Origin of the sequence: Streptomyces sp. NPDC048664 (assembly GCF_040650555.1) — a bacterium.
In the GTDB taxonomy this organism is placed as follows: Bacteria; Actinomycetota; Actinomycetes; order Streptomycetales; family Streptomycetaceae; genus Streptomyces.
This window is the reverse complement of record NZ_JBEZHK010000001.1, coordinates 195,175-214,350: the sequence shown is the minus strand read 5'-3', so window position 1 is coordinate 214,350 and position 19,176 is coordinate 195,175. Positions and strand designations below refer to the sequence as shown.

Annotated in this window: 14 protein-coding genes; 13 read left to right on the top strand and 1 reads right to left on the bottom strand. The window is 67.1% G+C overall.

The window, feature by feature from the left end; all coding sequences use genetic code 11:
• Nucleotides 1-304 precede the first annotated feature (304 nt).
• Together rpoB and AB0C59_RS00975 are read left to right on the top strand one after the other, a co-directional pair.
• Complete coding sequence (rpoB, locus tag AB0C59_RS00980; RefSeq protein ID WP_362999990.1) at nucleotides 305-3,790, top strand: DNA-directed RNA polymerase subunit beta; 3,486 nt, start codon at nucleotides 305-307, stop codon at nucleotides 3,788-3,790.
• A 102-nt stretch (nucleotides 3,791-3,892) separates the two neighbouring features.
• A complete protein-coding gene (locus AB0C59_RS00975; protein ID WP_362999989.1) occupies nucleotides 3,893-7,807 on the top strand; it encodes a DNA-directed RNA polymerase subunit beta' in 3,915 nt (1,304 codons plus the stop codon).
• Nucleotides 7,808-7,895: 88 nt separating this feature from the next.
• On the opposite strand, the gene AB0C59_RS00970 is transcribed toward AB0C59_RS00975, so the two are convergent.
• A complete protein-coding gene (locus AB0C59_RS00970) occupies nucleotides 7,896-9,203 on the bottom strand; it encodes a glycosyltransferase family 39 protein (RefSeq protein ID WP_362999988.1) in 1,308 nt (435 codons plus the stop codon).
• Nucleotides 9,204-9,575: 372 nt separating this feature from the next.
• Here AB0C59_RS00970 and rpsL point away from each other — a divergent pair, with 372 nt between their 5' ends.
• The 11 genes from rpsL (at nucleotide 9,576) to rpsS (ending at nucleotide 19,156) form a co-directional block, all read left to right on the top strand.
• Nucleotides 9,576-9,947 (top strand): 30S ribosomal protein S12, encoded by a 372-nt coding sequence (rpsL, locus tag AB0C59_RS00965; RefSeq protein WP_003948652.1) that lies wholly within the window; start codon nucleotides 9,576-9,578, stop codon nucleotides 9,945-9,947.
• Nucleotides 9,948-9,949: 2 nt separating this feature from the next.
• Complete coding sequence (rpsG, locus tag AB0C59_RS00960; protein ID WP_073792897.1) at nucleotides 9,950-10,420, top strand: 30S ribosomal protein S7; 471 nt, start codon at nucleotides 9,950-9,952, stop codon at nucleotides 10,418-10,420.
• Nucleotides 10,421-10,459: 39 nt separating this feature from the next.
• Nucleotides 10,460-12,586 carry an elongation factor G gene (gene fusA, locus AB0C59_RS00955; protein WP_362999987.1) on the top strand — a complete coding sequence of 709 codons (2,127 nt, stop codon included), beginning with the start codon at nucleotides 10,460-10,462 and terminating at the stop codon, nucleotides 12,584-12,586.
• A gap of 154 nt (nucleotides 12,587-12,740) precedes the next feature.
• Nucleotides 12,741-13,934, top strand: coding sequence for an elongation factor Tu (gene tuf / locus AB0C59_RS00950; RefSeq protein WP_362999986.1), 1,194 nt, complete (start codon nucleotides 12,741-12,743; stop codon nucleotides 13,932-13,934).
• 178 nt (nucleotides 13,935-14,112) lie between these two features.
• Nucleotides 14,113-15,516, top strand: coding sequence for an alpha/beta hydrolase (locus tag AB0C59_RS00945; RefSeq protein WP_362999985.1), 1,404 nt, complete (start codon nucleotides 14,113-14,115; stop codon nucleotides 15,514-15,516).
• 419 nt (nucleotides 15,517-15,935) lie between these two features.
• Nucleotides 15,936-16,244 (top strand): 30S ribosomal protein S10, encoded by a 309-nt coding sequence (gene rpsJ / locus AB0C59_RS00940; RefSeq protein WP_003948644.1) that lies wholly within the window; start codon nucleotides 15,936-15,938, stop codon nucleotides 16,242-16,244.
• Between the two features lie 17 nt (nucleotides 16,245-16,261).
• Nucleotides 16,262-16,906 carry a 50S ribosomal protein L3 gene (gene rplC / locus AB0C59_RS00935; protein WP_362999984.1) on the top strand — a complete coding sequence of 215 codons (645 nt, stop codon included), beginning with the start codon at nucleotides 16,262-16,264 and terminating at the stop codon, nucleotides 16,904-16,906.
• An 8-nt stretch (nucleotides 16,907-16,914) separates the two neighbouring features.
• Nucleotides 16,915-17,568 carry a 50S ribosomal protein L4 gene (rplD, locus tag AB0C59_RS00930; protein ID WP_362999983.1) on the top strand — a complete coding sequence of 218 codons (654 nt, stop codon included), beginning with the start codon at nucleotides 16,915-16,917 and terminating at the stop codon, nucleotides 17,566-17,568.
• On the top strand, nucleotides 17,568-17,987 hold the full coding sequence (gene rplW / locus AB0C59_RS00925) for a 50S ribosomal protein L23 (protein ID WP_362999982.1): 420 nt from the start codon (nucleotides 17,568-17,570) through the stop codon (nucleotides 17,985-17,987). The genes rplD and rplW overlap by 1 nt, the downstream gene beginning before the upstream one ends.
• A gap of 38 nt (nucleotides 17,988-18,025) precedes the next feature.
• A complete protein-coding gene (rplB, locus tag AB0C59_RS00920; RefSeq protein WP_362999981.1) occupies nucleotides 18,026-18,862 on the top strand; it encodes a 50S ribosomal protein L2 in 837 nt (278 codons plus the stop codon).
• A 12-nt stretch (nucleotides 18,863-18,874) separates the two neighbouring features.
• Nucleotides 18,875-19,156, top strand: coding sequence for a 30S ribosomal protein S19 (gene rpsS, locus AB0C59_RS00915; protein WP_005481224.1), 282 nt, complete (start codon nucleotides 18,875-18,877; stop codon nucleotides 19,154-19,156).
• Nucleotides 19,157-19,176 lie beyond the last annotated feature (20 nt).

Sequence of the window (19,176 nt, the reverse complement as noted above, 5' to 3'; positions counted from 1 at the left end):
ATCCGAGGCATGGATCGACGGCGAAGAGGGCAGTATCGATGTGCATCGAGGGCGTGCTTGCCGCAGCAGTTGAGGGACAAGAGGGTCTCCACCGTGGACCTGCAAACCCGCACTGGACATCAGTGTGCCAAGTGGCTACACTGACCCTTTGCGCTGCCTGTTAGCTGCCTCCTGCCCGTCACCAGGAGCACGCCCCATGCATGAGCACACCGAGTAGAAGTCTCTGACCTGTGACTTTCCATCTCTGTGCTTGGCGGGGACCGGGACGCGCGTAGTGAGTCCGAGCCCTCGGAAGGACCCCCTCTTGGCCGCCTCGCGCACTGCCTCGAACGCGAATACGAACAACGGCGCAAGCACCGCCCCGCTGCGCATCTCCTTTGCAAAGATCAAGGAGCCCCTCGAGGTTCCGAACCTTCTCGCGCTGCAAACCGAGAGCTTCGACTGGCTGCTCGGCAACGACGCGTGGAAGGCTCGCGTCGAGCGGGCCCTGGAGTCCGGTCAGGACGTCCCCACCAAGTCCGGTCTCGAGGAGATCTTCGAGGAGATCTCCCCGATCGAGGACTTCTCCGGGTCGATGTCGCTGACGTTCCGCGACCACCGTTTCGAGCCGCCGAAGAACTCGATCGACGAGTGCAAGGACCGCGACTTCACGTACGCCGCGCCGCTCTTCGTCACGGCCGAGTTCACCAACAACGAGACCGGCGAGATCAAGTCCCAGACGGTCTTCATGGGCGACTTCCCGCTCATGACGCACAAGGGCACCTTCGTCATCAACGGCACCGAGCGTGTCGTGGTCTCGCAGCTGGTCCGTTCGCCGGGTGTCTACTTCGACTCCTCGATCGACAAGACCTCCGACAAGGACATCTTCTCCGCCAAGATCATCCCCTCCCGGGGTGCCTGGCTGGAGATGGAGATCGACAAGCGCGACATGGTCGGTGTCCGCATCGACCGCAAGCGCAAGCAGTCCGTCACCGTCCTGCTCAAGGCGCTCGGCTGGACCACCGAGCAGATCCTCGAGGAGTTCGGCGAGTACGAGTCCATGCGCGCCACCCTGGAGAAGGACCACACCCAGGGTCAGGACGACGCGCTGCTCGACATCTACCGCAAGCTGCGCCCGGGCGAGCCCCCGACGCGTGAGGCCGCGCAGACGCTGCTGGAGAACCTCTACTTCAACCCGAAGCGCTACGACCTCGCCAAGGTCGGCCGCTACAAGGTCAACAAGAAGCTGGGCGCGGACGCCCCGCTCGAAGCCGGTGTCCTGACCGTCGAGGACGTCATCTCGACGATCAAGTACCTGGTGAAGCTGCACGCCGGCGAGGCCGAGACCGCGGCCGACAACGGTCAGACGATCGTCGTCGAGACCGACGACATCGACCACTTCGGCAACCGCCGCCTGCGCAGCGTCGGCGAGCTCATCCAGAACCAGGTCCGTACGGGTCTGGCGCGTATGGAGCGCGTCGTGCGCGAGCGCATGACCACGCAGGACGTCGAGGCGATCACGCCGCAGACCCTGATCAACATCCGGCCGGTCGTCGCCTCCATCAAGGAGTTCTTCGGCACCAGCCAGCTGTCGCAGTTCATGGACCAGAACAACCCGCTGTCGGGTCTGACGCACAAGCGGCGTCTGTCCGCGCTCGGCCCGGGTGGTCTGTCCCGTGAGCGGGCCGGCTTCGAGGTCCGTGACGTGCACCCCTCGCACTACGGCCGCATGTGCCCGATCGAGACGCCCGAAGGCCCGAACATCGGTCTGATCGGTTCGCTCGCCTCCTACGGCCGCGTCAACGCGTTCGGTTTCGTGGAGACGCCGTACCGCAAGGTCGTCGACGGCCAGGTCACCGACGAGGTCGACTACCTGACCGCCGACGAGGAGGACCGCTTCGTCATCGCGCAGGCCAACGCCACGCTCAACGACGACCTGCGGTTCACCGAGAACCGCGTCCTGGTCCGCCGTCGTGGTGGCGAGGTCGACTACGTCGCCGGTGACGACGTGGACTACATGGACGTCTCGCCGCGCCAGATGGTGTCGGTCGCGACCGCCATGATCCCCTTCCTCGAGCACGACGACGCCAACCGCGCCCTCATGGGCGCGAACATGATGCGCCAGGCCGTGCCGCTCATCAAGAGCGAGTCCCCGCTCGTCGGCACCGGCATGGAGTACCGCTCCGCCGTGGACGCCGGCGACGTCGTGAAGGCCGAGAAGGCGGGTGTGGTCCAGGAGGTCTCCGCGGACTACATCACCACGGCCAACGACGACGGCACGTACATCACGTACCGCCTCGCCAAGTTCGCCCGCTCCAACCAGGGCACCTCGGTCAACCAGAAGGTCATCGTCAACGAGGGTGACCGGCTCATCGAGGGCCAGGTCCTCGCCGACGGCCCGGCCACCGAGAACGGTGAGATGGCGCTCGGCAAGAACCTGCTCGTGGCGTTCATGCCGTGGGAGGGTCACAACTACGAGGACGCGATCATCCTGTCGCAGCGCCTCGTGCAGGACGACGTCCTCTCCTCGATCCACATCGAGGAGCACGAGGTCGACGCCCGTGACACCAAGCTCGGCCCCGAGGAGATCACCCGGGACATCCCGAACGTCTCCGAGGAGGTCCTCGCCGACCTGGACGAGCGCGGCATCATCCGTATCGGTGCCGAGGTCGTGGCCGGCGACATCCTCGTCGGCAAGGTGACGCCCAAGGGCGAGACCGAGCTGACCCCCGAGGAGCGCCTGCTGCGCGCGATCTTCGGCGAGAAGGCCCGTGAGGTCCGTGACACCTCGCTGAAGGTGCCGCACGGCGAGATCGGCAAGATCATCGGCGTCCGCGTCTTCGACCGCGAGGAGGGCGACGAGCTGCCTCCGGGCGTGAACCAGCTGGTCCGCGTCTACGTGGCTCAGAAGCGCAAGATCACCGACGGTGACAAGCTCGCCGGCCGTCACGGCAACAAGGGTGTCATCTCCAAGATCCTGCCCATCGAGGACATGCCGTTCCTCGAGGACGGGACCCCGGTCGACATCATCCTCAACCCGCTCGGTGTGCCGTCCCGAATGAACCCGGGACAGGTCCTGGAGATCCACCTCGGCTGGCTCGCCAGCCGCGGCTGGGACGTCTCCGGTCTCGCCGACGAGTGGGCGCAGCGCCTGCAGGTCATCGGCGCCGACGCGGTCGCCCCCGGCACCAACGTCGCCACCCCGGTGTTCGACGGTGCGCGCGAGGACGAGCTCGCCGGCCTCCTCCAGCACACCATCCCGAACCGCGACGGCGAGCGCATGGTGCTCCCGTCCGGCAAGGCGAGGCTGTTCGACGGCCGCTCCGGCGAGCCGTTCCCGGACCCGATCTCGGTCGGGTACATGTACATCCTCAAGCTGCACCACCTGGTCGACGACAAGCTGCACGCCCGGTCGACCGGCCCGTACTCCATGATCACCCAGCAGCCGCTGGGTGGTAAGGCTCAGTTCGGTGGCCAGCGCTTCGGTGAGATGGAGGTGTGGGCCCTCGAGGCCTACGGCGCCGCGTACGCCCTCCAGGAGCTGCTGACCATCAAGTCCGACGACGTCACCGGCCGCGTGAAGGTCTACGAGGCCATCGTCAAGGGCGAGAACATCCCCGAGCCCGGCATCCCCGAGTCCTTCAAGGTGCTCATCAAGGAGATGCAGTCGCTCTGCCTGAACGTGGAGGTGCTGTCCAGCGACGGTATGTCCATCGAGATGCGTGACACCGACGAGGACGTCTTCCGCGCTGCGGAGGAGCTCGGCATCGACCTGTCGCGGCGCGAGCCGAGCAGCGTCGAAGAGGTCTGACGGGAGTCCGGCAGGGGCCGCGCCACCGCGCGTGGCCCCCGCCGACCCCCAGGCCCCCGTTTCAGACCACAGACTCACGACCCTGAGAGGGATTGACGCATAGTGCTCGACGTCAACTTCTTCGACGAGCTCCGGATCGGCCTGGCCACCGCTGACGACATCCGTCAGTGGAGCCACGGCGAGGTCAAGAAGCCCGAGACCATCAACTACCGCACCCTCAAGCCCGAGAAGGACGGACTCTTCTGCGAGAAGATCTTCGGCCCCACCCGGGACTGGGAGTGCTACTGCGGCAAGTACAAGCGTGTCCGCTTCAAGGGCATCATCTGCGAGCGCTGTGGCGTCGAGGTCACGCGCGCCAAGGTGCGCCGTGAGCGGATGGGCCACATCGAGCTGGCCGCTCCCGTCACGCACATCTGGTACTTCAAGGGCGTTCCGTCGCGGCTGGGCTACCTGCTCGACCTCGCCCCGAAGGACCTGGAGAAGGTCATCTACTTCGCGGCGTACATGATCACGTACGTCGACGAGGAGCGCCGCACGCGCGACCTGCCCTCCCTGGAGGCGCATGTCTCCGTCGAGCGGCAGCAGATCGAGAACCGCCGCGACGCCGACCTCGAGGCCCGTGCCAAGAAGCTCGAGACCGACCTGGCCGAGCTGGAGGCGGAGGGCGCCAAGTCCGACGTCCGCCGCAAGGTCCGCGAGGGTGCCGAGCGCGAGATGAAGCAGCTGCGCGACCGCGCGCAGCGCGAGATCGACCGCCTGGACGAGGTGTGGGCCCGGTTCAAGAACCTCAAGGTCCAGGACCTCGAGGGCGACGAGCTGCTCTACCGCGAGCTGCGTGACCGCTTCGGCACCTACTTCGACGGTTCGATGGGTGCCGCGGCGCTGCAGAAGCGCCTGGAGTCCTTCGACCTGGACGAGGAGGCCGAGCGCCTCCGCGAGATCATCCGCACCGGCAAGGGCCAGAAGAAGACCCGCGCCCTGAAGCGGCTGAAGGTCGTCTCCGCGTTCCTGCAGACGTCCAACAGCCCCAAGGGCATGGTCCTGGACTGCGTCCCGGTCATCCCGCCGGACCTGCGTCCGATGGTGCAGCTGGACGGTGGCCGCTTCGCGACCTCCGACCTGAACGACCTGTACCGCCGTGTGATCAACCGGAACAACCGTCTCAAGAGGCTCCTGGACCTCGGTGCCCCGGAGATCATCGTCAACAACGAGAAGCGCATGCTTCAGGAGGCTGTTGACGCCCTCTTCGACAACGGCCGCCGCGGCCGCCCGGTGACGGGCCCCGGCAACCGTCCGCTGAAGTCCCTCAGCGACATGCTGAAGGGCAAGCAGGGCCGCTTCCGCCAGAACCTGCTCGGTAAGCGTGTCGACTACTCGGCGCGTTCCGTGATCGTCGTCGGCCCGCAGCTCAAGCTGCACCAGTGCGGTCTGCCGAAGGCGATGGCGCTGGAGCTCTTCAAGCCGTTCGTGATGAAGCGCCTGGTCGACCTGAACCACGCGCAGAACATCAAGAGCGCCAAGCGCATGGTCGAGCGCGGCCGCACGGTCGTGTACGACGTGCTGGAAGAGGTCATCGCGGAGCACCCGGTTCTGCTGAACCGTGCGCCCACGCTGCACCGCCTCGGCATCCAGGCCTTCGAGCCGCAGCTGGTCGAGGGCAAGGCCATCCAGATCCACCCGCTCGTCTGCACCGCGTTCAACGCGGACTTCGACGGTGACCAGATGGCCGTGCACCTGCCGCTGTCCGCGGAGGCGCAGGCCGAGGCCCGCATCCTGATGCTGTCCTCGAACAACATCCTCAAGCCGGCCGACGGCCGCCCGGTCACGATGCCGACCCAGGACATGGTCCTCGGTCTGTTCTTCCTGACCACCGACGGTGAGCTGCGTGACACCAAGGGCGAGGGCCGGTCCTTCGGCTCCACGGCCGAGGCGATCATGGCGTTCGACGCCGGTGAGCTCGCGCTGCAGTCCCCGGTCGACATCCGCTTCCCGGTGGGCACCATCCCGCCGCGCGGCTGGACCCCGCCGGTGCAGGAAGAGGGCGACGACCAGATCGGCGCGGGCGAGTGGCAGCAGGGTGACACCTTCCGTCTGCGCACCACCCTGGGCCGCGCGCTCTTCAACGAGCTGCTGCCCGAGGACTACCCGTTCGTCGACTACTCGGTGGGCAAGAAGCAGCTCTCCGAGATCGTCAACGACCTCGCCGAGCGCTACCCCAAGGTCATCGTGGCGGCGACGCTCGACAACCTGAAGGCGGCCGGCTTCTACTGGGCGACCCGTTCCGGTGTCACCGTCGCCATCTCCGACGTCGTCGTTCCCGAGGCGAAGAAGGAGATCGTCCGCGGCTACGAGGCGCAGGACGAGAAGGTCCAGAAGCAGTACGAGCGCGGTCTGATCACCAAGGAAGAGCGCACTCAGGAGCTCATCGCGATCTGGACCAAGGCGACCAACGAGGTCGCCGAGGCGATGAACGCGAACTTCCCCAAGACGAACCCCATCTTCATGATGGTTGACTCGGGTGCCCGAGGAAACATGATGCAGATGCGGCAGATCGCCGGTATGCGTGGTCTGGTGTCGAACGCCAAGAACGAGACCATCCCGCGTCCCATCAAGGCGTCCTTCCGCGAGGGCCTGTCCGTGCTGGAGTACTTCATCTCCACGCACGGTGCCCGTAAGGGTCTGGCGGACACCGCCCTGCGTACCGCCGACTCGGGTTACCTGACCCGTCGTCTGGTGGACGTCTCGCAGGACGTCATCATCCGCGAGGAGGACTGCGGCACCGAGCGCGGTCTGAAGCTGCGGATCGCCCACCGCGACGAGGCGGGCGTGCTGCGCAAGGCCGACGACGTCGAGACCAGCGTCTACGCCCGCATGCTCGCCGAGGACGTCGTCATCGACGGCAAGGTGATCGCGCCGGCCAACGTGGACCTGGGCGACGTGCTCATCGACCAGCTCGTGCACCACGGTGTCGAGGAGGTCAAGACCCGCTCGATCCTGACCTGCGAGTCGCACGTCGGCACCTGTGCCATGTGCTACGGCCGTTCGCTCGCCACCGGCAAGCTGGTCGACATCGGTGAGGCGGTCGGCATCATCGCCGCCCAGTCCATCGGTGAGCCCGGTACCCAGCTGACGATGCGTACCTTCCACACCGGTGGTGTGGCCGGTGACGACATCACCCAGGGTCTGCCGCGTGTCGTCGAGCTCTTCGAGGCCCGTACCCCGAAGGGTGTCGCCCCGATCTCCGAGGCCTCCGGCCGCGTGCGGATCGAGGAGACCGAGAAGACCAAGAAGATCGTCATCACGCCGGACGACGGCAGCGACGAGACGGCCTTCCCGATCTCGAAGCGTGCCCGTCTCCTGGTCAGCGAGGGCGAGCACGTCGAGGTGGGCCAGAAGCTCACCGTGGGTGCCACCAACCCGCACGACGTGCTGCGCATCCTGGGCCAGCGTGCCGTCCAGGTCCACCTGGTCGGCGAGGTCCAGAAGGTCTACAACTCGCAGGGTGTGTCGATCCACGACAAGCACATCGAGATCATCATCCGGCAGATGCTGCGCCGTGTGACGATCATCGAGTCGGGCGACGCCGAGCTGCTGCCCGGCGAGCTGGTCGAGCGCTCGAAGTTCGAGACCGAGAACCGTCGTGTGGTCCAGGAGGGCGGTCACCCGGCCTCCGGTCGTCCGCAGCTGATGGGTATCACCAAGGCCTCGCTGGCGACGGAGTCCTGGCTGTCGGCCGCCTCCTTCCAGGAGACGACCCGAGTCCTGACGGATGCGGCGATCAACGCCAAGTCCGACAGCCTCATCGGCCTCAAGGAGAACGTCATCATCGGTAAGCTCATCCCGGCCGGTACGGGTCTGTCCCGCTACCGCAACATCCGGGTGGAGCCGACCGAGGAGGCCAAGGCCGCGATGTACTCGGCCGTCGGCTACGACGACATCGACTACTCGCCGTTCGGTACCGGTTCCGGTCAGGCTGTGCCGCTGGAGGACTACGACTACGGTCCGTACAACCAGTGACCTCGCGCCTGGCGCTGAGGTGAGGTGAAAGGGCGGCCACCCCGTGATGACACGGGGTGGCCGCCCTTTCGCGTGGGGGAGGGGCGGCCTACGGGATGCCCAGTTCGAAGATCAGGTAGTTGGCGTACCAGCCCGACGCCACCGCGGTCGTGGTGAACAGGACCAGCAGGCTCGGCCACTTCAGGCGGCTCAGAGCCGCTGCCGGCGCCAGGAGGAGAGGGAAGACGGGGAGCAGGTAGCGGGGGGTGTTGCCGAACATCTGCTGGGTGCCCAGGACCGTCACGATCGACGCCAGGGTGTACGCGGTCAGCACCAGCGGGGGCCGCTTCCGCAGCATCAGCGCCACCAGGAACGGCAGGGCCACCACCAGCTGCACGGCGACGAGGTCCGGCACCGGGAAGGCGAACAGGTAGTCGCTGTGGCCCACGGCCACGTTCCGCAGCACGTCGAGGGTGTAGGCGCCGTAGTCGAAGTAGTGGGCCCAGGCCTCGCGCTGGAGGGTGAAGTACGCGGTGAGGTCGCCCATCGCGTGGCCGACCCACGCCACGTAGGCCAGCAGCCCGAGCGGCGCCGCGATCATCGCGTACAGCGGGCCCGCGAGGCCCTGCTCACGCCGGCTGTCCCGGCGCAGCACGGTCACCAGCGCGGCCAGTCCCACCGCCCCGATGAGCGCCGCGGCGGTGGGGCGGCTCAGCCCGGACAGGAAGGCGAGCATCCCGGCCGACACCCAGCGGCGCCTGAGCACCGCGTAGCAGGCCCAGGCGGTGATCGCGACGAAGAGGGACTCCGTGTACACCGCCCACTCGACGCCGGCGGCGGGGGCGACGGCCCACAGGCCCGCCGCGATGGTCCCGGCCCGGGCGCCGGCGAGGAGTGAGATCACCGCGTAGATGCCCGCGGCGGCGATGAAGGAGCAGACGACCGAGACGAGGATCGCGGAGCCGAGAAGGCTGAGGCCCGTGAGGTCCGCGACCCCGCGGATCAGGGTCGGGTAGAGCGGGAAGAAGGCGACGGAGTTCTGCTGGGCGGTGAAGGCGCCGCCCGGTGCGAGCGGCTTCAGGGGCTCCGGCCGGTAGCCGTTCTGGGCGACCTGGAGGTACCACCAGCCGTCCCAGGTGCCCAGCACGTCCCACCAGTGCGCGCCGCCGCCGAAGCGGGGCGGCTTGCGGTGGTAGTCGCCGCCGTACTCCAGCAGCCAGGCGAAGACGCCCAGGCTGAGCACCTTCGCCCCGCCGTAGAGCACGAGGGCCGGGAGGTAGGGCCGGACGGCCGTGCGCAGGCGGCGATGCCACGCGACGTCCCCCGCGGGCTCCCGCCTCTCCGGGGCCGCGGTCCCGGCCGGTTCGTGGGCGGCGTCGTCCTGTGTGGGCGGCGTCTCGCGCGAAGTCGTACTCATTGCCGTGGTCCCCCCGAACTGCGGGTCGAACTGGTTGTCGCAAGCGGTTCAGGGTTGCACATCCGGCAATCCGGCACGTGGGATCCGGTCCGCGGGCGCTTCCGAGCGGCGGTCCAAAGGTCCGGCGTGTCGGTTGCGCTGCTTTTGTTTTGACCGAAGTGAATGCGCTGGGTACGCTCATACCTTGTGCCTGGGGTGTGCCCTGGCTCTCGTGCGTGCCTTCAACCGCACAGCGAGCCGTCACCGGACACCGCAATCTGCGCCCTCCCCGCTTGGTCGCGGGGAGCTCGCTGGATTCGACACACCCGACCGCGTGGGTCGGAGTTGTTCCAGGTTAGCTTTACCTATCGGCACACAGAAACCGGAGAAGTAGTGCCTACGATCCAGCAGCTGGTCCGTAAGGGCCGGCAGGACAAGGTCGAGAAGAACAAGACGCCCGCACTCGAGGGTTCCCCTCAGCGTCGTGGCGTCTGCACGCGCGTGTTCACGACCACCCCGAAGAAGCCGAACTCGGCCCTGCGTAAGGTCGCGCGTGTGCGTCTGACCAGCGGGATCGAGGTCACCGCTTACATTCCGGGTGAGGGACACAACCTGCAGGAGCACTCCATCGTGCTCGTGCGCGGCGGCCGTGTGAAGGACCTGCCGGGTGTTCGCTACAAGATCATCCGCGGCTCGCTCGACACCCAGGGTGTCAAGAACCGCAAGCAGGCTCGCAGCCGTTACGGCGCCAAGAAGGAGAAGTAAGAATGCCTCGTAAGGGCCCCGCCCCGAAGCGCCCGGTCATCATCGACCCGGTCTACGGTTCTCCTCTGGTGACCTCCCTGATCAACAAGGTGCTGCTGAACGGCAAGCGCTCCACCGCCGAGCGCATCGTCTACGGCGCCATGGAGGGCCTGCGCGACAAGACCGGCAACGACCCGGTCATCACGCTCAAGCGCGCTCTCGAGAACATCAAGCCGACGCTTGAGGTCAAGTCCCGCCGTGTCGGTGGTGCGACGTACCAGGTTCCGATCGAGGTCAAGCCCGGTCGTGCCAACACGCTCGCGCTGCGCTGGCTGGTCGGTTACTCCCGCGCCCGTCGCGAGAAGACCATGACCGAGCGTCTGCTCAACGAGCTCCTCGACGCCTCCAACGGCCTCGGTGCCGCTGTGAAGAAGCGCGAGGACACGCACAAGATGGCCGAGTCCAACAAGGCCTTCGCGCACTACCGCTGGTAGTCGCAGTCCACATCGAGACCGAGAGAAGACTGAAGCCTTATGGCTACCACTTCGCTTGACCTGGCCAAGGTGCGCAACATCGGCATCATGGCCCACATCGACGCGGGCAAGACGACCACCACCGAGCGGATCCTGTTCTACACCGGTGTGTCCTACAAGATCGGTGAGGTCCACGACGGCGCTGCCACCATGGACTGGATGGAGCAGGAGCAGGAGCGTGGCATCACGATCACCTCTGCTGCCACCACCTGCCACTGGCCGCTGGAAGACGTCGACCACACCATCAACATCATCGACACGCCGGGCCACGTCGACTTCACCGTCGAGGTGGAGCGTTCCCTGCGCGTGCTCGACGGTGCTGTCACGGTGTTCGACGGCGTCGCCGGCGTTGAGCCGCAGTCCGAGACGGTGTGGCGTCAGGCGGACCGCTACGGCGTTCCGCGTATCTGCTTCGTCAACAAGCTCGACCGCACCGGTGCCGAGTTCCACCGCTGCGTCGACATGATCACCGACCGTCTGGGTGCTCAGCCGCTGGTCATGCAGCTGCCGATCGGCGCCGAGGCGGACTTCAAGGGCGTCGTCGACCTGGTGACGATGAAGGCCTTCGTGTGGTCCGCCGAGGCCACCAAGGGCGAGATGTACGACACCGTCGACATCCCGGCCACGCACACCGAGGCCGCCGACGAGTGGCGCGGCAAGCTCATCGAGGCTGTCGCCGAGAACGACGAAGAGATCATGGAGCTGTACCTGGAGGGCGAGGAGCCTTCCGTGGAGCAGCTGTACGCCGCGATCCGTCGTATCACCATCGCGTCCGGCAAGTCCAAGGACACCACGGTCACCCCGGTGTTCTGCGGCACCGCGTTCAAGAACAAGGGCGTTCAGCCCCTGCTCGACGCGGTCGTGCGCTACCTGCCCTCCCCGGTCGACATCGAGGCCATCGAAGGCCACGACGTCAAGGACCCGGAGACGGTCATCAAGCGCAAGCCGTCCGACGACGAGCCGCTGTCCGCGCTGGCGTTCAAGATCATGAGCGACCCGCACCTCGGCAAGCTCACCTTCGTCCGGGTCTACTCGGGCCGCCTGGAGTCCGGCACCGCCGTGCTGAACTCCGTCAAGGGCAAGAAGGAGCGCATCGGCAAGATCTACCGTATGCACGCCAACAAGCGTGAGGAGATCGAGTCGGTGGGCGCCGGCGACATCGTCGCCGTCATGGGCCTGAAGCAGACCACCACCGGTGAGACGCTGTCCGACGACAAGAGCCCGGTGATCCTGGAGTCCATGGACTTCCCGGCGCCGGTCATCCAGGTCGCGATCGAGCCCAAGTCCAAGGGCGACCAGGAGAAGCTGGGTGTCGCCATCCAGCGTCTCGCGGAGGAGGACCCCTCCTTCCAGGTCCACTCGGACGAGGAGACCGGCCAGACCATCATCGGTGGTATGGGCGAGCTGCACCTCGAGGTGCTGGTCGACCGTATGCGCCGTGAGTTCAAGGTCGAGGCCAACGTCGGCAAGCCGCAGGTCGCGTACCGCGAGACGATCCGCAAGGCCGTCGAGCGCGTCGACTACACGCACAAGAAGCAGACCGGTGGTACCGGTCAGTTCGCCAAGGTGCAGATCGCGATCGAGCCGATCGAGGGCGGCGACGCCTCGTACGAGTTCGTGAACAAGGTGACCGGTGGCCGTATCCCGAAGGAGTACATCCCTTCGGTGGACGCCGGTGCGCAGGAGGCCATGCAGTTCGGCATCCTCGCGGGCTACGAGATGACCGGCGTGCGCGTCACGCTGATCGACGGTGGCTACCACGAGGTCGACTCCTCCGAGCTCGCCTTCAAGATCGCCGGCTCGCAGGCCTTCAAGGAGGCCGCGCGCAAGGCCAGCCCCGTGCTCCTCGAGCCGATGATGGCCGTCGAGGTCACCACGCCCGAGGACTACATGGGTGAGGTCATCGGCGACATCAACTCCCGCCGTGGTCAGATCCAGGCCATGGAGGAGCGGGCCGGTGCCCGTGTCGTGAAGGGCCTCGTGCCCCTCTCGGAGATGTTCGGCTACGTCGGAGACCTCCGCAGCAAGACGTCGGGTCGCGCAAGCTACTCGATGCAGTTCGACTCCTACGCCGAGGTTCCGCGGAACGTCGCCGAGGAGATCATCGCGAAGGCCAAGGGCGAGTAACGCACCGCGTTTCCACGCTTTAGGCTTGACTCCGGAGCCGCCAGGGGCATTCACCCGCATTCGCGGGGGAATGCCCCCGGCCCCGGGCTTTCCAGCAAAGATCACCTGGCGCCGATGAAGCAAGGCGTTCAGAACCACTCCACAGGAGGACCTCGTGGCGAAGGCGAAGTTCGAGCGGACTAAGCCCCACGTCAACATCGGCACCATCGGTCACATCGACCACGGTAAGACGACCCTCACGGCCGCCATTACCAAGGTGCTGCACGACAAGTACCCGGACCTGAACGAGGCCTCGGCCTTCGACCAGATCGACAAGGCTCCCGAGGAGCGTCAGCGCGGTATCACGATCTCGATCGCGCACGTCGAGTACCAGACCGAGTCGCGTCACTACGCCCACGTCGACTGCCCCGGTCACGCGGACTACATCAAGAACATGATCACGGGTGCCGCGCAGATGGACGGCGCCATCCTCGTGGTCGCCGCCACCGACGGCCCGATGCCGCAGACCAAGGAGCACGTGCTCCTGGCCCGCCAGGTCGGCGTTCCGTACATCGTCGTCGCCCTGAACAAGGCCGACATGGTGGACGACGAGGAGATCCTGGAGCTCGTCGAGCTCGAGGTCCGTGAGCTCCTCTCCGAGTACGAGTTCCCGGGCGACGACGTCCCGGTCGTCAAGGTCTCGGCGCTCAAGGCACTCGAGGGCGACGCGACGTGGGGCCAGTCGGTCCTGGACCTCATGGAGGCCGTGGACACCGCGATCCCCGAGCCGGAGCGCGACGTCGACAAGCCGTTCCTCATGCCGATCGAGGACGTCTTCACGATCACCGGTCGTGGCACCGTCGTCACCGGTCGTATCGAGCGTGGTGTCCTCAAGGTCAACGAGACCGTCGACATCATCGGCATCAAGACCGAGAAGACCACCACCACGGTCACCGGCATCGAGATGTTCCGCAAGCTGCTCGACGAGGGCCAGGCCGGTGAGAACGTCGGCCTGCTGCTCCGCGGCATCAAGCGCGAGGACGTCGAGCGCGGCCAGGTCATCATCAAGCCGGGCTCGGTCACCCCGCACACCGAGTTCGAGGCGCAGGCCTACATCCTGTCCAAGGACGAGGGTGGCCGTCACACGCCGTTCTTCAACAACTACCGTCCGCAGTTCTACTTCCGTACGACGGACGTGACCGGCGTCGTGACCCTCCCCGAGGGCACCGAGATGGTCATGCCGGGTGACAACACCGAGATGAAGGTGGAGCTCATCCAGCCCGTCGCCATGGAAGAGGGCCTGAAGTTCGCCATCCGTGAGGGTGGCCGCACCGTGGGCGCCGGCCAGGTCACCAAGATCAGCAAGTGAGCCTCGCTCTCTTGACGGTCCGACCCCTCGGGGTCGCCTGACCTGAGGAGGCCCGTACGACTCCGGTCGTACGGGCCTCTTCGTCGTTCCCGGCCGGGTCATGGTGGCGGGCTGTCCGGGGGAACGGCGCGTGTCGCGTCCGGCCGCCGTGCACACCGGGGTCATACGTTCGGTCGGTATGAGCAGCGCGGCGATGTCGGGACCCAGTAGGCGCGGCACCCTGACCGGCATGGCCGGCGCGGCCCTGCTGGCCGCCGGATGCACGGTCACGGACGGGTCGCCGGCGCGGAGCACCCGGCCCTCCCGCCCCGCCGCGGCCCCGGCGGGCGGCACCGGGGCACCCGGCGTGATGACGCTCTTCGACGACCCGGAGTTCAACTTCTCCGTGCTCCTGGCGCTCGGGGCGGCCGGGCAGGGGAGCGGCGAGGTGGGCGAGGTGCTCACCGCCGTGAACACGATCAACAAGGCGGGCCCGTCGGCGCAGACGTACGTCGACACGTTCACCAGACTCGGCGACCGGCTGCTGAGGGCCCCCCAGGGCGCCGCGCCGGATCGGGAGACCCGGCGCTTCCGCGCGCTGCGGGCGGCCCAGTACTACGCGCAGGCCCTGTTCTTCGTCCTCGGCTCGGACCACCCGGGGAACGAGGAGGCGCTGTACCGGGCCGGCCGCGGCGCCTGGGACACGTTCTGCGGCTTGTGCGACCCGCCCCCGGTCACCGGGGAGGTCCCCTACGGCCTGCCCGTCAGGACCCCGCTCCCCGTGTGGCTCTTCCGCCCGGACGACTCGGGGCGCCGCCGCCCCACCGTGATCCTGACCAACGGCAGCGACGGGCAGAACGTCGACATGTGGACGTACGGTGTCGCCGCCGCCCTGGACCGTGGCTGGAACGCCCTGGTGTACGAAGGCCCCGGCCAGGGGCAGCTGCTCTTCGTGGACAAGGTGGTGTTCACCCCCCGCTGGGAGAACGTGGTCACCCCGCTGGTCGACTGGCTGGTGGCCCGTCCCGACGTCGACGCCGACAGGATCGCGCTCACCGGGCTCAGCATGGCGGGCGACCTGGCCCCGAGGGCGGCGGCCTTCGAACGGCGGATCGCGGCACTGGTGGCGATGCCGGGCTGCCTCGACCCCTGGCTGGGCTTCCCCGAGGAGATCAGGCAGGTCCTGACGCCGGACAGGGCGAGGACCAACGACATCTGGAACAAGGAGGTCGTCCCGCACCTGTCGTCCGCCGACGCGGCGACGATGAAGAAGCGCTTCGAACCCTTCTCGGCCCCGGCGATGCTCGCGGCCCGCGAGGGCCGGATCTTCACCGACTTCTTCACCCCGGCCAGGCTCGTCCGGTCACTGGACATCACGGCCGTGGTGAGCCGCGTCAAAGCCCCCACCCTGGTCCTCGACTACGAGTACGAGCAGTTCTACCCGGGCCAGCCGCGCCGGCTGTACGACGAGCTGACGGCCCCCAAGAGGTACGTCAAACTCACGGCCGCGACGGGCGCCCAGCTCCACTGCTCACCGATGGCCCCGCGGCAGCACTGCGAGGTGGTCTTCGACTGGCTGGGGGAGACGCTGAAGGTCGCTTGAGAGGCTCCCGTTTGACGTGCGTCACGTTCCGGGTAGTCTCTCCGGATCGATTGGCGGAGCCCCCGTCTGGTATGGCAGACTAGCGGGGTTGCTCGGTCGAGTGTTGATGCTGCGCGCCTCCCGCCGGGAGGACCGGAAGCGAGTCCCACAGTACTCGTCGCCCTAACTGCCTCACGGCAGCGCTGGGGCGGACGTACGGGAATCTTCCGGGAAGTGTGAGCGCAACGACGGCCAGGCGCCCGGTGGGCTCCTCGCCCCTGGATCCGCGGTTCCGGAAGGGCCGTGTTCCCCCTGCAGGGATGTCCGGACAAGGGACATCTGTGTCAGCGGGAGCGCGACACGCCCGACCGCGTGGGTCGGAGGAGAGGGTTCAGTCGCCGGGTCCCAGAGCGTTAGAGAGACAGGACTACGAAGTAGCCATGGCGGGACAGAAGATCCGCATCCGGCTCAAGGCCTACGACCACGAGGTCATCGACTCCTCGGCGAAGAAGATCGTCGAGACGGTGACCCGCACTGGTGCGTCGGTCGCGGGCCCGGTGCCGCTGCCCACAGAGAAGAACGTGTACTGCGTCATCAAGTCGCCGCACAAGTACAAGGACTCGCGCGAGCACTTCGAGATGCGCACGCACAAGCGCCTGATCGACATCCTCGACCCGACGCCCAAGACCGTTGACTCCCTGATGCGACTCGACCTCCCGGCCGGTGTCGACATCGAGATCAAGCTCTGAGGGTCGGTGATCTGAGAATGGCTAAGCAGATCAAGGGCATCCTGGGCGAGAAGCTCGGCATGACGCAGGTGTGGGACGAGAACAACCGTGTCGTCCCCGTGACCGTCGTCAAGGCCGGCCCCAACGTGGTGACCCAGGTTCGCACGAACGACGCCGACGGCTACGAGTCGGTCCAGATCGCCTTCGGCGAGATCGACCCGCGCAAGGTGAACAAGCCCCTCAAGGGCCACTTCGCCAAGGCCGACGTCACCCCGCGCCGCCACCTCGTCGAGCTCCGCACGTCGGACGCCGCCGAGTACACCCTCGGCCAGGAGATCACCGCTGAGGTGTTCGAGGCCGGCGTGAAGGTCGACGTCACCGGCAAGAGCAAGGGCAAGGGCTTCGCCGGTGTCATGAAGCGTCACAACTTCAAGGGCCTCGGCGCCGGACACGGCGTTCAGCGCAAGCACCGCTCTCCCGGCTCCATCGGTGGCTGCGCCACCCCGGGCCGTGTGTTCAAGGGCGTCCGCATGGCCGGTCGCATGGGCAACGAGCGCGTCACCACCCAGAACCTGACCGTCCACGCCGTTGACGCGGAGAAGGGTCTGCTGCTCATCAAGGGCGCGGTTCCCGGTCCGAACGGCGGCCTCGTCCTGGTCCGCACCGCGGCCAAGGGGGCCTGAGGTAACCGATGAGCACTGTTGACATCCTTTCGCCGGCGGGCGAGAAGACCGGTTCCGTCGAGCTCCCCGCGGAGATCTTCGGCGTTGAGAAGGTCAGCGTCCCGCTGATCCACCAGGTCGTCGTCGCGCAGCTGGCCGCTGCCCGTCAGGGCACGCACAAGACGAAGACCCGCGGCGAGGTCCGTGGTGGCGGCAAGAAGCCGTACCGCCAGAAGGGCACCGGTCGCGCCCGTCAGGGTTCGACCCGCGCGCCGCAGTTCGCCGGTGGTGGCGTCGTGCACGGTCCCGTGCCGCGCGACTACTCGCAGCGGACCCCCAAGAAGATGAAGGCCGCGGCCCTGCGCCACGCCCTCACCGACCGGGCCCGCAACAACCGCATCCACGTCGTCAGCGACGTGGTCGAGTCGGACATCTCCACCAAGGCCGCCAAGGCTCTCATCGCGAAGATCAGCGAGCGCAAGAACGTGCTCCTGGTCATCGACCGTGAGAACGAGAAGGCCCTGCTGTCCGCTCGCAACCTGCCCCAGGTCCACATCCTGGAGCCGGGCCAGCTGAACACGTACGACGTGATCGTCTCCGACGACGTGGTCTTCACCCAGGCCGCTTTCGAGTCCTTCGTGTCCGGCCCGAAGGCCAACGACACCGAAGGGAGCGAGGTCTGATGGCTATCCGTCACCCCGCCATTGCCTCGAAGGCCGCCAAGGCCGCCAAGGCCGCGCGCGTCGCCAAGGCGCGTCGTCACGCCGCCGAGGGCAAGAACACCGTCGTCACGCCGATCAGCAAGTCGTACACGGACCCCCGTGACGTCCTGCTGAAGCCGGTCGTGTCCGAGAAGAGCTACGCCCTTCTCGACGACAACAAGTACACGTTCGTCGTGGACCCGAGCGCCAACAAGACCCAGATCAAGCAGGCCGTCCAGGCGGTCTTCTCGGTCAAGGTCACCGGGGTCAACACGATCAACCGCCAGGGCAAGCGCAAGCGCACGAAGACCGGCTTCGGTCAGCGTGCCGCGACCAAGCGCGCGATCGTGACCCTCGCTGAGGGCGACCGTATCGACATCTTCGGCGGTCCGACCGCGTAAGCGGGTCGGATCGTCCGATATCGGACGAGGACTGAGAAATGGGAATCCGCAAGTACAAGCCGACTACGCCGGGCCGTCGTGGCGCCAGCGTCGCCGACTTCGTCGAGGTCACGCGGTCCACGCCGGAGAAGTCGCTGGTCCGCCCGCTGCACAACAAGGGCGGCCGTAACAACACCGGTCGTGTGACCGTTCGCCACCAGGGTGGCGGACACAAGCGCGCCTACCGCGTGATCGACTTCCGTCGTCACGACAAGGACGGCGTGCCGGCGAAGGTCGCGCACATCGAGTACGACCCCAACCGCACCGCGCGCATCGCGCTGCTGCACTACGCGGACGGCGAGAAGCGCTACATTCTCGCGCCGCGCAACCTGCAGCAGGGTGACCGCGTCGAGAACGGTCCCGGGGCTGACATCAAGCCGGGCAACAACCTCGCCCTGCGCAACATCCCGGTCGGTACGACGCTGCACGCCATCGAGCTGCGTCCGGGCGGCGGCGCGAAGTTCGCCCGCTCGGCCGGTGCCTCGGTGCAGCTGCTCGCGAAGGAGGGCGCCTACGCCCACCTGCGCATGCCGTCCGGTGAGATTCGCCTGGTCGACGTCCGCTGCCGCGCCACTGTGGGCGAGGTCGGCAACGCCGAGCAGTCGAACATCAACTGGGGCAAGGCCGGTCGCATGCGCTGGAAGGGCGTTCGCCCCTCCGTGCGTGGTGTGGTCATGAACCCCGTCGACCACCCGCACGGTGGTGGTGAGGGACGTACCTCCGGTGGTCGCCACCCGGTGTCCCCGTGGGGCCAGAAGGAAGGCCGTACTCGCTCCGCCAAGAAGGCGAGCAGCAAGTACATCGTCCGCCGCCGCAAGACGAACAAGAAGCGCTAGGAGCGGGTTTAGATGCCGCGTAGTCTCAAGAAGGGGCCCTTCGTCGACGACCACCTGATCAAGAAGGTGGATGTCCAGAACGAAGCCGGCACCAAGAACGTCATCAAGACCTGGTCCCGTCGCTCCATGATCATCCCGGCCATGCTCGGCCACACGATCGCGGTGCACAACGGCAAGACCCACATCCCGGTGTTTGTCACCGAGTCCATGGTCGGCCACAAGCTCGGTGAGTTCTCGCCGACGCGCACCTTCCGGGGTCACGTCAAGGACGACCGGAAGTCGAAGCGCCGCTAGCAGCGGGGTGGAATGACCAT